Below are 14,228 nucleotides of genomic sequence, written 5' to 3'. Positions count from 1 at the left end.
CGGTGCGCCGCGTCATGGGCGGTAAACCCGCGATGATGCGCGCATTGCCCGCGGCTTGCCTATGGTCCTTTGGTCATCGGGCGCCGTGCGCGTCCAGCCAGTCGGCCAGCTCGGTCAGGTCGCGCAGGTCGAGTTCGGGCGGCGGGCCCAACTCGTCCGGCCACGGCCGGCCGTCGCGGTTGATCCATGCGGTGCGCAGCCCGGCGTCGCGGGCGCCGGCGATGTCGATCGCCGGATCGTCGCCGACGTGCAGGACCTGCCGCGGCGCCACGCCCAGCCGCGCGGCCGCGGCCAGGAAGATGCGCGGGTCGGGCTTGGCCACGCCGCTGTCGCGCGCGCAGACGTGGTGGGCGAAATGGGCGTGGATGCCGATGCGCTCCAGGTCGGCGTTGCCGTTGGTCAGGCTGGCCAGCGGCCAGCGCGCGGCGATGCGTTCGAGCGCGGGCAGGCTGTCCGGGTACAGCTCCACGCGGTTGCGCGCGGCGAAGTAGATCTCCCACAGCGCCTGCACCGGCGCGTCGTCCACGCCGCAGGCGGCGAACGCCTGCTGCAGGGTGAGCTGGCGCTGGCGGGTGAAGTCGTGCGCCAGGTCCAGCCGCGCGGCGGCCACCTGCATGCGCAGCTCGCGCATGGCCGCGATCGGCCACGCGCGAGCGACCTCGGGATGGTGCTGGCGCAGCCAGGCATCCACCGCCTGGTCGGCGCGTTCCAGGGCCGGCAGCACCGGCCACAGGGTGTCGTCCAGGTCCAGCGTCAGCGCGCGTATCGGCACCGCGGTCGGCGCGTCAGTTGTTGTCGATGCGCAGCACCTGGCCGAGCCTGATCTGGTCGTTCTTCAGGTGGTTCCACTCGCGCAGCTTGGCCACCTCGACCGAATGCCGCTTGGCGATCGACGACAGCGTATCGCCCTTGGCCACCTTGTAGGTGGCCGTGGCCTGGCGTGCGTGTGCGCTGACCTGGCCGAAATCCCTGCCGCTGCTGCGGTCGACGGTGGTGGCGCTGCCGTTGGCGTGCTCCACGCTGCTCACGCTGACGTCGGCCACGCTGCCCTGCACCTTGTTCAGGCGGGCGGTCTCCTGCGCGTCGGCGCGGCGCTGCTCCACGGCCTGGCGGGCCGCCAGCGTATCGGGCGAGGTGGGCGCGATGGCGGCGCGGGCCGCGTAGGTTGCGCCCGGCGCCGACACCGGCGTGCTGCGGACGGCGCGGGCGCCGACCTCGGCGAGGATGCGGCTGCGGCGCGCGTCGTCCATCGACGCCAGCGCGCTGCCGTCCTGGTACGGCAGTACCGCATGCTTGCGCAGCGCGGCCTTGGCCGGCTCGGTCTGCATGAAGTCGATGAAGGCCTGCGCCTGGGCGGCCTTCGGGCTGCGCGGGTTGGTCACCAGGTACAGCGGGGTATACAGCGGGTAGCTGCCGTCGGCGATGTTGGCGACGGTGGCCGCCTTGCCGTTGATCGGAATCGCCTTGAGCTTGGGGTTGCCGCTGATGCTGGAGAGCGTCGCCACGCCCAGGCCGTTCGGGTTCAGCGCGACGCCTTCTTCCAGCTTGCGCGTGTTGACGTACAGCCGCGGCGCGGCCACCGGCTGGTTGCCGCGGCCGAACAGCAGGCTGCGCAGGCTGTATTCCACGCCGTCGCCGGGGCTGGCCACCGCGTAGACGTCGATCGGCGCATTGCGGCCGCCAACCTCGCTCCAGTTGTGGATCCTGCCGTAGTAGATGTCGTGCGCCTGTTTCAGCGTGAGGTTGCCGATCGGGTTGGACGACTGGGTGATGATCACCAGGCCATCCCACGCCACCGGCGTGAAGGTGAGCTGCGCGTTCTGCGCGCTGTCGTCGGCGGCGCGCGCGCTGCCGGCCAGGTCGGCGGTGCCGTTGGCGACCGCGTCGATGCCCGAGGCGGTGTTGAACGGCTGCAGCTCGATGCGGCCGTGGCCGGCCTTCTCCCACGCCTTCGCCACCTCGTCGACCACGCCGTTCGCGGTGGCGACGTCGCCGCGCCAGATCAGGCTGCTTTTGGCGACCGTGCTGGCGCCGGCCTTGGCCTTGGGGTGATGGCTCTTGGCAAGCGCGGGAGTGGCGAGGCATGCCCCGATCAGGGCGACGGACAGCAGGTGGGCAAGACGGACGGACATGGCGATGGAGAGCCCCGGAAAAGTGGTGTGGAGGCGAAAGTATGCCGCCCGGCAGACGCACGGGCGGTGAACGTGTAACGGTATTTCATCGGCCCGAATGCGGAACATCAAGCACTTTCATGCATTTGCGCGGAGACAATGGCCCGGGTTGTGCGCCGGGACACGGGCCGGTGGCGATGGCGGCCACGCTTTTGCCTGAATGGGGCCTCGAAACGCCTCCCACGCCGGTCATTCCGGCGTGCCGCGCCGGCATGCCACGGGATGACCGGCGCAGCGCGGATCGTTCGAGGCGCCCCGGGCGGATCAGTTCACCACCACGTAGCGCGTGTCGCTGCCGTCGGTGACCACCAGCACCAGCTGGCGCGGCTTCACCCCGGCCAGCCCGCGCAGCATGGCCACGCTGGTGATGCGCTGGCTGCCCACGCCGATCACCACGTCGTCGGTGCCGAGCCCGGCGCGGGCGGCGCGGCTGCCCGGCTGCACCGCGCTGACCGCCACGCCGTACCAGCCCTGGCTGCGCAGGTTCTGGCTCAGCTCGCTGAAGCGCACGCCGGCCAGACGCGGGTCGAGCTGGCCACCGTCGATGCTGGCCAGTTTCTCCGCGGTGAGCGTGGCGTTGACCTCGCGCGCCTTGCCGTCGCGCAGCACGCCCAGGCGCAGGGTGCTGCCCAGCGGCAGCAGGCCCTCGGCGTTGTGCAGCTCCTGCACGTCGCGCAACGGCTTGCCGTTCAGCGTGGTCAGCACGTCGCCGGGCTGCAGGCCGGCGTGCTCGCCGGCCGAGCCGTTGCCCACGCCGGTGACCACCACGCCGTTGCTGTCCTTCAGCCCCAGCAGCTTGGCGATGCGCGGGGTGATCGCCTGGGTCTGCACGCCCAGGCTGCCGCGCTGCACCTTGCCGTGCGCCAGCAGCTGCGCCATCACCTCGCTGGTGAGGTTGCTGGGGATCGCGAAGCCGATGCCCACGTTGCCGCCGGACGGCGAGAAGATCATCGTGTTGATGCCGACCAGCTCGCCGCGCAGGTTGACCAGCGCGCCGCCGGAATTGCCGGGATTGATCGAGGCATCGGTCTGGATGAAGTTCTGGTAGCCCCCCGAGCCCGATGAGTTCTGGCCCAGGCCGGAGCGGCCCAGCGCGGAGACGATGCCGGCGGTGACCGTCTGGCCCAGCCCGAACGGGTCGCCCACCGCGACCACATAGTCGCCCACCTGCAGGCCGGACGAGTCGGCCAGCGGCAGCGCCCGGAGGTTTTGCGCCGGGATCTGCACCACGGCCACGTCGGTTTCCGGGTCGGTGCCGATCAGTTTGGCCTTGAAGCTGCGCCCGTCCTGCAGCGTCACCTGGATGTCGTCGGCGCCGCCGACCACATGGTTGTTGGTCAGCACGTAGCCCTTCGCCGCGTCGACGATCACGCCCGAGCCGAGACTTTGCTCGACCCGCTCGCGCGGCACCGCGGGCAGGCCGAAGAACTGGCGCACCATCGGGTCGTCGAAATACGCATCGCGCACCTGCACCCGGGTGGTGGTGGAGATGTTCACCACCGCCGGGGTCACCCGCGTCAGCATCGGCGCCAGCGACGGCATCGGCTGGCCGCCGATCGCGGCCGGCAGGGCGGCGGCACGGACGCTGTCCGGCGCGACGCCGACCGCAAGGACCGTCGCGGCGAACAGGCCGGCCAGCCGGTGCAGGAGGCGGGAGGGTGGCTGCGACATGGAGTTCTCCTCAGGCGTTGAAAGCGGCGCTGCTTCGACCGGATCGCCGCGCCGCGGTTCCTCGGGTCTGAAGGATGCCGCGGGGACTTTACATCGGACGACGCGAGGGTTAATTTGCCTATCCGACAGCAACCACAACATCTTGTGTTCAAGTGCCAGCATCGAGACAAGTGCTGGTGTCGACTATCGCACTCTTGAGGGGGAGTCGTTGTCGTCGGGAACAGCCGGCACAAGGGCTGGAGGGCAATCCTCACGGCCTTGTGGCCTGCCACGGACATAGCATGGTCGACCTAGTCGTACCAAACAGAAAACAACGCCGGCCGCGAGGCCGTTGCGAGAGGTCAGGAAGCCGATGAGCACAGTGCGTGCGCCAGCCACAGGTTCAACCCCGGGTACGAGCATGAGCCCGGCCCAGAACGCCAGCATGAATCGCGACGCCGTCGTGGAAATCCCGCTGCAGCCCGCGTCCTACGACATCTGGGACAAGAAGTACCGCCTGAAGGCGAAGTCCGGCGAGCCGGTCGACGCCAGCATCGACGAGACCTACCAGCGCGTGGCGCGCGCGCTGTCCGACGTGGAGGCCAGCGACGAGCTGCGCGGCCACTGGTACGAGCGTTTCCTGTGGGCGCTGCGCCGCGGCGCGATCCCGGCCGGGCGGATCACCTCCAACGCCGGCGCGCTGGCGCACAAGCCGGCCACCTCCACCATCAACTGCACCGTCTCCGGCACCATCCACGACTCGATGGACGACATCCTGGAGAAGGTGCACGAGGCCGGCCTCACCCTGAAGGCCGGCTGCGGCATCGGCTACGAGTTCTCCACGCTGCGCCCGCGCGGTGCCTACGTGTCGGGCGCCGGCGCGTACACCTCGGGCCCGCTGTCGTTCATGGATATCTACGACAAGATGTGCTTCACCGTCTCCTCCGCCGGCGGCCGCCGCGGCGCGCAGATGGGCACGTTCGACATCTGCCATCCGGACGCCAAGGAGTTCATCCGCGCCAAGCGCGAGGACGGCCGCCTGCGCCAGTTCAACCTCAGCCTGCTGATCACCGACGGCTTCATGGAAGCGGTCGAGCACGACCGGGACTGGCCGCTGGTGTTCCCGGTGCACGTGAAGGAACAGGACGAGATCGACCTCGCCGACCCGTCGAAGGTGGTGTGGCGCGAATGGCCCACCCACCAGAACTACGTCGACCGCGAGGACGGCCTGGTCGCCTGCAAGGTCTACGGCACCGTCCGCGCGCGGCACCTGTGGGACATGATCATGGTCTCGACGTACGACTACGCCGAGCCCGGCTTCATCCTGATCGACAAGGTCAACGAGATGAACAACAACTGGTGGTGCGAGCACATCCGCGCCACCAACCCCTGTGTCACTGCCGACACCTGGGTGCAGACCGCCGAAGGCCCGCGCCAGGTCGCCGACCTGCTCGGCCACGGCTTCATGGCGCGGGTGGATGGCCAGGATCACGCCACCGGCGCCGAGGGTTTCTTCCGCACCGCGACCAAGCCGGTGCTGGCCCTGCAGACCGAGGAAGGCCACCGCCTGCGCCTGACCGAAGACCATCGCGTGCGCCGCGTCTCGCGCCTGACCCGCTGGAGCGTGGACACCGAGTGGTGCGCCGCCGGCGCGCTGCGGCCGGGCGACCGCGTGCTGCTCAACGACCACCGCGCCAATGCGCAGTGGCCCGGCGCGCTGACCGCGGAACAGGGCTACCTGCTCGGCCTGCTGGTCGGTGACGGCACGCTCAAGCATGAGGTCGCCGTGTTGTCGGTGTGGCCGCAGGCCGCCGTCGTGAACGGCTCGGTGAATGGCGGCGCCCGTGCCCTGATGGCCGAAGCCCTGCGCTGCGCGCAGACGCTGCCGCACCGCGCCGACTTCGCCGGCTGGTCGGAAGTGGCCGGCCGCGGCGAGTTCCGCATGAAGTCCGCCGCCCTGCGCGACCTCGCCTTCGAGTTCGGCATGGGCGTCGGCGACAAGGCGATCACCCCGGCGCTGGAACAGGCATCGAGCGAGGCCTACCGCGGCTTCCTGCGCGGCTTCTTCGACGCCGACGGCTCGGTGCAGGGCAGCCAGGCCAAGGGCGTGTCCGTGCGCCTGGCGCAGTCGGACCTGCCGCGGCTGGAAGCGGTGCAGCGCATGCTGCTGCGCCTGGGCGTGCCGTCGCGCATCTACCGCGATCGCCGCGACGCCGGCGAAAGCCGGCTGCCGGACGGCCGCGGCGGCACGCGTGCCTACGCCACCCAGGCCCAGCACGAGCTGGTCATCGCCGGCGAGCCGCTGCAGCGTTTCGCCGAGCTGATCGGCTTTGCCGACAGCGACAAGGCGACCCGCCTCAAGGCGGCCCTGTCCGGTTACAAGCGCACGCTGAACCGCGCACGTTTCGTCGCCACCGTGGCTTCGCTGCAGGCCGATGGCGTCGAGGACGTCTACGACGTGCAGGTGCCCGGCATCAACACCTTCGACGGCAACGGCCTGCACGCGCACAACTGCGGCGAGCAGCCGCTGCCGCCGTACGGCTCGTGCCTGCTCGGCTCGGTCAACCTGACCACCTTCGTGCGCGACCCGTTCGGCCCCAAGGCGCGCTTCGACTGGGACGAATACCGTGAGGTGGTCAAGGTGTTCACCCGCATGCTCGACAACGTGGTCGAGATCAACGGCCTGCCGCTGGAGCAGCAGCGCAACGAGATCCTGGGCAAGCGCCGCCACGGCATGGGCTTCCTCGGCCTGGGCTCCACGCTGACCATGCTGAAGATGCGCTACGGCAGCGCCGACGCGGTGAGTTTCACCGAGGACGTCTCCCGCGAGATGGCCGTGGCCGGCTGGGAAGTGGCGCTGGACCTGGCCAAGGAGAAGGGCGCCGCGCCGATCCTGCTGCGCGACTACACCGTCACCGGCGACATGCTGCGCAAGCGCCCGGAAATGGTTGCCGACGGCTACAAGGTCGGCGACGCCATCCCCGGCCGCGTGCTGCACGCCAAGTACAGCCGCTACATGCAGCGCATCGCCACCGTGGCGCCGAACCTGGTCGAGCAGCTGGCCGAGACCGGCGCGCGCTTCACCCACCACACCTCGATCGCGCCTACCGGCACCATCTCGCTCAGCTTGGCCAACAACGCCAGCAACGGCATCGAGCCCAGCTTCGCCCACAGCTATTCGCGCAACGTGATCCGCGAGGGCAAGAAGTCGAAGGAAAAGATCGAGGTGCTCAGCTTCGAGCTGCTGGCCTACCGCGCCCTGATCAATGCCGACGCCAAGGTGTCCACCGACGAGCCCGCCAACCGGCTGCCGGACTACTTCGTCGCCGCCGACGACATCGGCCCGAAGGAGCATGTCGACATCCAGGCCGCCTCGCAGCTGTGGATCGACTCGTCGATCTCCAAGACCGCCAACGTGCCCACCGACTACCCCTACGAGGACTTCAAGGACATCTACTTCTACGCCTACAAGCAGGGCCTGAAGGGATGCACCACCTTCCGCTTCAACCCCGCCGCGTTCCAGGGCGTGCTGGTCAAGGAAGCGGACCTTGAAAGCACCCTCTACCGCTTCGAGCTGGAGGACGGTAGTGTTGTCGAACTGAAAGGCAATGAGCAGGTGGAATACGACGGCGAAATGCACTCCGCCGCCAACCTCTTCGATGCCTTGAAGGAAGGCTATTACGGCAAGTTCTGAACCGCCGCACGCCACCTGCGTGCGGCACTCAAGCGGTCCACCGGAGGGGAACACCAGCATGTCCATCGACAACGAAATCGAAGTGAACGCCATCACCACGCCGGCCGCCGCCGAGGCGCCCGCGGTCGTCCTGCCGGTATTGCCGGAAGTCGCGCCGGCCGCGCCGGCCGCTGCCGCGCCGGCGAAGAAGCCGGCAGCGAAGAAGAAGGTCGCCCCGAAGAAGGCGGCGGCCAAGAAGGCTGCGCCTAAGAAGGCCGCGGCCAAGAAGAAGGCCGCGCCCAAGAAGGCTGCGGCGAAAAAGGCGGCGCCGAAGAAAGCCGCCGCCAAGAAAGCCGTGAAGAAGGCGGCGAAGAAAGTGGCCAGGAAGGTTGCGAAGAAAGCGGCGGTGAAGAAGACCGCCGCGAAGAAGGCCGTCAAGAAGGCAGCAAAAAAAGTCGTCAAGAAGGCCGGCGCCGCCAAGAAGGCGGTGAAGAAGGCCGCCAGGAAAGTCGCCAAGGTGGTGAAGAAGAAAGCCGCCAAGGCCACAAGGAAGGTCAGCAGCAAGAAGACGGCCGGCAAGAAGGCCGCACCGAAAAAGGCGGCAGCGAAGAAGTCCGCCAGCAGGAAAGCCGTCGCCAAGACGGCCAAGAGGTCCACTGCCAGCAAGAAGGCGAGCGTCAAGTCGGCCGCGCGCAAGCCCGCCGCCAAGAAGGCCGCCGGCAAGAAGAAGTAAGCAGCACCGCATCCGGCCCGGCCGCAGTGCCGGGCCGGATGATCCAGCACCGCGCCGCGTCCACTCCGGCACCAACACCCAAAGAAGCGAACACCATGGCGATCAAGATCGACAAGAAGATCACCGGCTACAACGTGGTCAAACCCGAAGACAAGGTTGCCGCCGCCCCGGTCGCCGCCGCCGCGCCGAAAGAGGCGCCGTCGGCCGAAGTGATCCAGATGCACGAAAGCGTGGAGCGCCCCGAGACCCTGGTCGGCTCCACCTTCAAGATCAAGTCGCCGCTGTTCGAGCACGCGCTGTACGTCACCATCAACGACATCGTGCTCAACGCCGGCACCAAGCACGAGCAGCGCCGCCCGTTCGAGATCTTCATCAACTCGAAGAACATGGACCACTTCCAGTGGATCGTGGCGCTCACCCGCATCCTCTCCGCCGTGTTCCGCAAGGGCGGCGACGTCACCTTCATCGTGGAGGAGCTGAAGGCCGTGTTCGACCCCCGCGGCGGCTACTTCAAGGCCGGCGGCGTCTACATGCCCAGCATCGTCGCCGAGATCGGCGGCGTGATCGAACAGCACATGAAGAACATCGGGCTGATCCATGATCCGGAGATGGATGACGCCACACGGAAGCTGATCGCCGAGAAGCGCGCGGCGTACGAGGCGCTGGGCGCAAAAAAAAACTCTGAAGTGAGCGGGGCGTCGTCTGCCCCGGGCGCCAATGCCGCGGCATCCGAGGCGCTCACGTTTCCGCCCGGCTCGATGATGTGCGACAAGTGCAACACCAGGGCGCTGGTGCTGATGGACAACTGCCAGACTTGCTTGAATTGCGGGTATTCGAAGTGCGGTTGAATGCACTACGCTCGACCCTGAAATAAGGAAAAGGGCGACAAAACGTCGTCCTTCGGCGATGCCGTACGGGATGCCTTGCGCGGCCACCGGCATCATGCCGATTTCGTGGGGGTAAGCGCGAAGAATTCAGGGGCGACTAGTAGCATGGGCACGATGCTCTATTCCAGCCTCAACCCTGAAAAGGCGCTGATCTGGCGCATCGTCCACCGCGACAACCTGCCGTGGATTCTGGACAACGGGTTGCACTGCGGCAACCTGAACCTGCCGGTTTATGCTCGCACTGGTTGGTATTTCTGATGATCACGTTCACCCAAGGCAACCTTCTTGAGGCCCGCGCCGAGGCGCTGGTCAACACCGTCAATACCGTGGGTGTGATGGGCAAGGGCATCGCGCTGATGTTCAAGGAGCGTTTTGCCGAAAACTTCCGCCACTACGCCACCGCCTGCAAAGCCAAGGAAGTGCGCACCGGCAAGATGTTCGTCACCGAAGTGAACGAACTGGATGGCCCACGCTGGATCGTCAACTTTCCGACCAAGCAGCACTGGCGCGGCGCTTCGAAGATCGAATGGATCATCGAAGGGCTACAAGATCTGCGCCGCTTCCTAATCGAGAACAAGGTTAAATCCATTGCCATCCCGCCGCTGGGCGCGGGCAACGGCGGATTGGACTGGGCCGAGGTTCGCCTACAGATCGAGGAGGCGCTGGCGGGTCTTGATACCGAAATTCTCGTGTTTGAGCCGACCGGGGAATACCAGAACGTCGCCAAGCGCACCGGCGTGGAGAAGCTGACTCCGGCGCGAGCCCTGATTGCCGAGCTGGTGCGCCGTTACTGGGTGCTGGGCATGGAATGCAGCTTGCTGGAGATCCAGAAGCTGGCTTGGTTCCTTGAGCGCAACATAGAGAGCGCGGGTCTGGCACCGCTGGATTTACGCTTCGCGCCGCACAAGTACGGTCCCTACGCCGAGCGTCTACGGCATCTGCTGGAAGGGCTGGACGGTAGCTACCTGCACTGTGACAAGCGCATCGGCGATGCCGGCCCGCTGGATGTGATTTGGTTCGACGACGGACGCAAAACCTTCGTCCAGACCTACCTCAAGAGCGAAGCCAAGGACTACGTTCCTGCGCTGGAAGCCACGGCGGCCTTGATCGATGGCTTCGAATCGCCCTACGGCATCGAACTGCTGGCTACCGTGGACTGGTTGCTGACGAAGGAAGGCGTGGCCCCGAGGGTTCCCGCCGTGCGCGAGGGGCTACGCCACTGGCGCGGTGGCCCAGGTGCAGCGACGCGGAAGGATAGATTGTTCGACGACCGAGCATTGGGCATAGCTTTGAAACGATTGGCACCAAGTGCAACCGTGTCGACTTGAGTTTCCTACGAGGGGACCGCTCCGGCGGGAATTAAGTCGGCATGATTGCCTCGCCCCCTTTGTGGCGCGCGTCCGCCTTGATGCCCAGGTTGCGTTGCCGACAGGTAGGTCAACGGAACGCCAAGTTCCTTGGCCGGCTTGCCCGCCGTCGCGAATCGGCTCGGGGGCCGGGCTCGTACCTTAGCCGTAGAAAGCTATTCGTGGACGGGAATCGCCCGCGGGACCTAGCCGTGTCCCGCAATTCACTGCTCGCAGAGAAAGGCCATCAGGCCGTCGCTGGTCGCAGATAGCTGGGGAGCACTCCCCAGCCGCAGAGATCATCGGTGGTGCTCAGGTCAAGGCGCGTGTGACGCACGCTCGCCGGCGCGTCATCAGCCATCATCACGAATGATGCATCGCTTGCCAATCGATGAGGGAACACGGCCACGCACTCGCCGTCGCTCTTTGTTGACGGATAACGGATCGCTTCGTAACCCGCATCGAGGATCAGTCCGGCCAGAATCTGGCTGACTGCTGGATTTCCGAACTGGGCGGGCAAGATGCGCCAGTTCACGACCAGGGTCTCCTGAATCAAGCGAGCCGCCGATCGAATCATGGCGGGCGGACCAGGTATCTTCAGGCGCTTTTGCAGTCTGATGGCTTCCACGGGCAGGCTGATCTTGCGCAGCACCTTGCAGAACGGCTCCAACGCTCCCTTCTGGGCCAGATCGAACACCAGTTCCAAGTGACCGTCTAGACGGACGGCCGAGTAACTGCCGCCGGGCGTGAGCGTCAACTCCTCGGCGCTCAATCCGTCGATACGATCATCTTTGGCCATACCGAACTTTTCTCGGTAGGCGGTCTCCTGATCGGAGGCGATATACAGGGCGGGCCAGGGCGAGCGGATTGCGTTGTCGACGTCCGCGCCGATATTGAACCGCCCGCCAAAGTTTTTCAGGCTGCCTGCGGCCGAAAGCGGCGCGTCCGCGTAACGCAACGTCACCATGCGAACCCAGCCGGCGAAATTCATCGGCGCGCATGGCACCGATCGAAGGGCCGCGATCAGCTCGGCGTGATGCCTCTGCCGTTGCGGCTCGACACCTGAGTACAGGATAGCGTGTAGTTCATCCAGGTCTTGGGACAGGCTGTTCCATCGGTCGAGGTCCGCCTGCGAGAAGCGGTCCAGTTCCAGAAGGCCAGGCATCCCATCCGTCGTGGAGTGGCGCCGCACCGGAAGGCGAGGCGGCGGCGCCTGGGGTCTGCGGTGCCTGGACACTCAGCCTGTCATCTCGGCAGAATCGGACTCCTTTTGCGCCACTTCGGCAAAATCGGACTCCTTTTGTGCAATCGGCGCCCTGTCGGCCATGGCTCCGATGATGAATCGACGCAGGCGATCGAAGCGACGCAGGCGGATCATGTCCCGCGGAGAGACGTCACCCAGCATGGGGTTCTTGGTCCTGAACCATAGGGCGGTCTTGTCCGCGTCACCACCGAACGCCTCCGCGACCATGTTGCAGGTCACGGCAATTTCCTCGAAGCGCTCAAGCACGGCGGCCGGGATTGCGGCGTCAAAGCGCACCGAGTTGATTGACACATCGGCCAAGCGCGACACCTCATCCTTCTTGAGCTGAAGGAAGTCTCTCACCTTTTCCGGATGGAACCGCCCACCCATACCGAAACCGAGGGGGTCTCCCTTGGGGAGATTGCTGAAGAGGGCTGCTGCGGACATCACATTGTTCTCCATGGGGCTGCCAGACTACACCTAACCTGGAGCGTCATGCACAGATTTCAACCACGTTCAAGCCACATTTTACACATGGCCATGAGGCGATGTTAAATCCTTGGAAGAGCGTCGGTTTCGGGCTGCCGTGGCCGAGTTGGTCCACTTGCCGGAATCACTACTGGGTCATTACAGATGATCCAACCAAGCTGCCAGGCGTAAGCCAGCCGGCACGGAACGTCAGGTGGAACCGACGACGGGGGCTCAATTCCAGGCTCCACAGATCCGGTTCGCTGCACGTGTGATGCCCAGCCGCGCGACCTTAGCGCAAAATGCCAGCCACCTGCCCACCATCGCCACAGCGACTGACCAGCTTCGCCAGCGACCATGCTGCCCATGGTTGCGGGATCGTTGCCCATGCCCGGTGTCGAGCCTGCCCACCATCGCCAACGGAATTGGCCAAGCTCGCCAAGGACGCTGACCATGTTAGCCGACTGGCAGACATCGGCCAGGAGCTGCCGTTCGCAGGGATGTAATTTCACCTTGCAGCCTTCTGGGGAGTGTCCGCGTTTACGGGGCAGTCCATGAGCCACTAATTGGTGTCGTGTGAACTGGCCTCTGCACGCTCACGATATGAGGCTCTCGCCGGTCACGATTGTGGCCGCGACGATTTTTTACCCAGGCGGTTTCAAGATCCACGCGCAACATGATCAGTGAATCGTTCCTGCGCTCGCCTCCGTGAGTCGAAGATGGTCGTTGTAGACCTCCAATGGCGTGCGGAATTGATGGCGCTTTCGCGGCCGCGTATTGAGGCTCAGCGCGATCTGGTTGAGCTCGACCTGGCTGTAGACGGACAGGTCGGTGCCCTTGAGCAGGTATTGGCGCAGCAAGCCGTTGGTGTTCTCGTTGCTGCCGCGTTGCCACGGGCTGTGCGGGTCGGCGAAGTACACCTGCACACCGGTACGCAGGGTCAGTGCCGCGTGGTAACTCATTTCCTTGCCCTGGTCGTACGTGAGCGTCTTGCGCAACGCTTCGGGAATACCCTTCAAGGCTTTGCCAAAACTCTCCAGCGCGTCAGCAGCGTTGGCGCTGCTCATCTTGGCCAGCACCACGAAGCCACTGGTTCGTTCGACCAGCGTGCCCACCGAGGAGCGGTTGCCCGCACCTTTGATCAGGTCGCCTTCCCAGTGCCCCGGGATCAGCCGATCCTCGATCTCCGGCGGGCACACGTGGATGCTCTGCATGTCCGGGATCTGGCCGCGTCGATCCGTCCCTCGCGTCCGCGGTTTGCGTGTGCTGCGGCCTTGGCGCAAGCACGCGATCAGCTCTTTGCGCAGCTCCCCGCGAGGCACCAGATACACGGCGGTGTAGATCGTTTCGTGAGACACCCGGTAGCTCGCTGCGTCAGGAAAACCTCGCGCCAGTATCCCGGCGATCTGCTCCGGCGACCAGCGCGCACGCAGCATCGCCTGCACCGTCTCCCACAGCGCGGGATCATCGAGTTTCCGTGTCACACGTGGCTTGCTGCGGCATCGTTGACTACGCTGTTGCGCTGCCTGTGCCTTGTAGCTGGCGGGGTCGACACTCGCCCGACGGCACTCGCGGCTGATCGTGCTCGCCGCGCGACCCAGCGATCGTCCAATGCCACGCAAGGTGTCGCCCGATTCCAGCCGCTGCTGGATCTCCACCCGCTCTTCCAGCGTCAGTTCGTTGTACGTTCTCATCGCAACAGCCTATGTCAGATATGGCATGGTGTTGCACGTGGAGTTTGAGGCGGCCCCACATAAAAAGCTTCTCGCGGACCTACGATGAGAACACGATAGACACGCGGTGATTGATCAGGAGCCAACGATTGTAGGGATGCCGCTAAAGTACAGGTATGGACGAAAGGTTTATAGAATTGAACGAGGGTATAAATGTGAGCGCAGATACGGAAGGCAACGCACAACGCTGGCCGCTCGGAGTTAGGGTCCAGTTGTTGGGCGAAGCCGCAGGTGAAGGACTCATAATTATGACCTTGCCCGCGAGAAACGTATCCCTTGCCGTGTGATTCAATCCACGCAAGGAGAACGACATGACGAAGACAA

The 14,228-nt window shown here is 65.7% G+C and carries 11 protein-coding genes; 5 read left to right on the top strand and 6 right to left on the bottom strand.

All coding sequences use genetic code 11. The annotated features are described in order from the left end of the window. Window positions 1–73: 73 nt before the first annotated feature. The 3 genes from RHOFW104R8_RS15320 to RHOFW104R8_RS15310 all read right to left on the bottom strand — a co-directional run bounded on the left by RHOFW104R8_RS15320 (window position 74) and on the right by RHOFW104R8_RS15310 (window position 3,842). Window positions 74–772, bottom strand: a complete 699-nt coding sequence (locus RHOFW104R8_RS15320; protein ID WP_068096246.1) for an HAD family hydrolase — start codon at window positions 770–772, stop codon at window positions 74–76. Window positions 773–785: 13 nt separating this feature from the next. Continuing rightward, window positions 786–2,132, bottom strand: a complete 1,347-nt coding sequence (locus RHOFW104R8_RS15315; RefSeq protein ID WP_068096244.1) for a substrate-binding domain-containing protein — start codon at window positions 2,130–2,132, stop codon at window positions 786–788. A 303-nt stretch (window positions 2,133–2,435) separates the two neighbouring features. Continuing rightward, a complete protein-coding gene (locus tag RHOFW104R8_RS15310) occupies window positions 2,436–3,842 on the bottom strand; it encodes a Do family serine endopeptidase (RefSeq protein WP_068096242.1) in 1,407 nt (468 codons plus the stop codon). 400 nt (window positions 3,843–4,242) lie between these two features. Here RHOFW104R8_RS15310 and RHOFW104R8_RS15305 point away from each other — a divergent pair, with 400 nt between their 5' ends. The 5 genes from RHOFW104R8_RS15305 to RHOFW104R8_RS15290 all read left to right on the top strand — a co-directional run bounded on the left by RHOFW104R8_RS15305 (window position 4,243) and on the right by RHOFW104R8_RS15290 (window position 10,442). Further along, window positions 4,243–7,515 carry an LAGLIDADG family homing endonuclease gene (locus RHOFW104R8_RS15305; RefSeq protein ID WP_201028770.1) on the top strand — a complete coding sequence of 1,091 codons (3,273 nt, stop codon included), beginning with the start codon at window positions 4,243–4,245 and terminating at the stop codon, window positions 7,513–7,515. Between the two features lie 58 nt (window positions 7,516–7,573). Continuing rightward, window positions 7,574–8,227, top strand: coding sequence for a hypothetical protein (locus RHOFW104R8_RS17515; protein ID WP_068096240.1), 654 nt, complete (start codon window positions 7,574–7,576; stop codon window positions 8,225–8,227). A gap of 95 nt (window positions 8,228–8,322) precedes the next feature. After that, window positions 8,323–9,075: an NrdJb gene (locus RHOFW104R8_RS15295; protein WP_068096238.1), complete on the top strand. Its 753-nt coding sequence runs from the start codon at window positions 8,323–8,325 to the stop codon at window positions 9,073–9,075. Between the two features lie 144 nt (window positions 9,076–9,219). Beyond that, complete coding sequence (locus tag RHOFW104R8_RS17510; protein WP_201028769.1) at window positions 9,220–9,372, top strand: hypothetical protein; 153 nt, start codon at window positions 9,220–9,222, stop codon at window positions 9,370–9,372. Beyond that, entirely contained in the window at window positions 9,372–10,442 is a 1,071-nt protein-coding gene (locus RHOFW104R8_RS15290) for a macro domain-containing protein (RefSeq protein ID WP_068096236.1), read from the top strand. Before RHOFW104R8_RS17510 ends, RHOFW104R8_RS15290 begins: the two co-directional genes overlap by 1 nt. A gap of 265 nt (window positions 10,443–10,707) precedes the next feature. Here RHOFW104R8_RS15290 and RHOFW104R8_RS15285 read toward each other — a convergent pair whose 3' ends face one another. The 3 genes from RHOFW104R8_RS15285 to RHOFW104R8_RS15275 all read right to left on the bottom strand — a co-directional run bounded on the left by RHOFW104R8_RS15285 (window position 10,708) and on the right by RHOFW104R8_RS15275 (window position 13,865). After that, on the bottom strand, window positions 10,708–11,625 hold the full coding sequence (locus RHOFW104R8_RS15285; RefSeq protein ID WP_068096234.1) for an RES family NAD+ phosphorylase: 918 nt from the start codon (window positions 11,623–11,625) through the stop codon (window positions 10,708–10,710). Between the two features lie 72 nt (window positions 11,626–11,697). Continuing rightward, the gene (locus tag RHOFW104R8_RS15280) at window positions 11,698–12,165 is read right to left on the bottom strand and encodes an antitoxin Xre/MbcA/ParS toxin-binding domain-containing protein (protein WP_235604454.1); all 468 of its coding nucleotides are present in this window, start codon (window positions 12,163–12,165) and stop codon (window positions 11,698–11,700) included. Between the two features lie 686 nt (window positions 12,166–12,851). Beyond that, on the bottom strand, window positions 12,852–13,865 hold the full coding sequence (locus RHOFW104R8_RS15275) for an IS30 family transposase (protein ID WP_068096232.1): 1,014 nt from the start codon (window positions 13,863–13,865) through the stop codon (window positions 12,852–12,854). Window positions 13,866–14,228: the final 363 nt, after the last annotated feature.

This window comes from Rhodanobacter sp. FW104-R8 (genome assembly GCF_001617365.1).
In the GTDB taxonomy this organism is placed as follows: Bacteria; Pseudomonadota; Gammaproteobacteria; order Xanthomonadales; family Rhodanobacteraceae; genus Rhodanobacter.
This window is presented reverse-complemented; position numbering and strand designations above follow the sequence as displayed.

Coding starts and splice junctions, on each gene's coding strand:
- RHOFW104R8_RS15275 (WP_068096232.1), bottom strand. CDS start 13,865: ATGAGAACGTACAACGAACTGACGCTGGAAGAGCGGGTGGAGATCCAG.
- RHOFW104R8_RS15315 (WP_068096244.1), bottom strand. CDS start 2,132: ATGTCCGTCCGTCTTGCCCACCTGCTGTCCGTCGCCCTGATCGGGGCA.
- RHOFW104R8_RS15305 (WP_201028770.1), top strand. CDS start 4,243: ATGAGCCCGGCCCAGAACGCCAGCATGAATCGCGACGCCGTCGTGGAA.
- RHOFW104R8_RS15295 (WP_068096238.1), top strand. CDS start 8,323: ATGGCGATCAAGATCGACAAGAAGATCACCGGCTACAACGTGGTCAAA.
- RHOFW104R8_RS15310 (WP_068096242.1), bottom strand. CDS start 3,842: ATGTCGCAGCCACCCTCCCGCCTCCTGCACCGGCTGGCCGGCCTGTTC.
- RHOFW104R8_RS15280 (WP_235604454.1), bottom strand. CDS start 12,165: ATGGAGAACAATGTGATGTCCGCAGCAGCCCTCTTCAGCAATCTCCCC.
- RHOFW104R8_RS15285 (WP_068096234.1), bottom strand. CDS start 11,625: ATGCCTGGCCTTCTGGAACTGGACCGCTTCTCGCAGGCGGACCTCGAC.
- RHOFW104R8_RS17515 (WP_068096240.1), top strand. CDS start 7,574: ATGTCCATCGACAACGAAATCGAAGTGAACGCCATCACCACGCCGGCC.
- RHOFW104R8_RS15290 (WP_068096236.1), top strand. CDS start 9,372: ATGATCACGTTCACCCAAGGCAACCTTCTTGAGGCCCGCGCCGAGGCG.
- RHOFW104R8_RS17510 (WP_201028769.1), top strand. CDS start 9,220: ATGGGCACGATGCTCTATTCCAGCCTCAACCCTGAAAAGGCGCTGATC.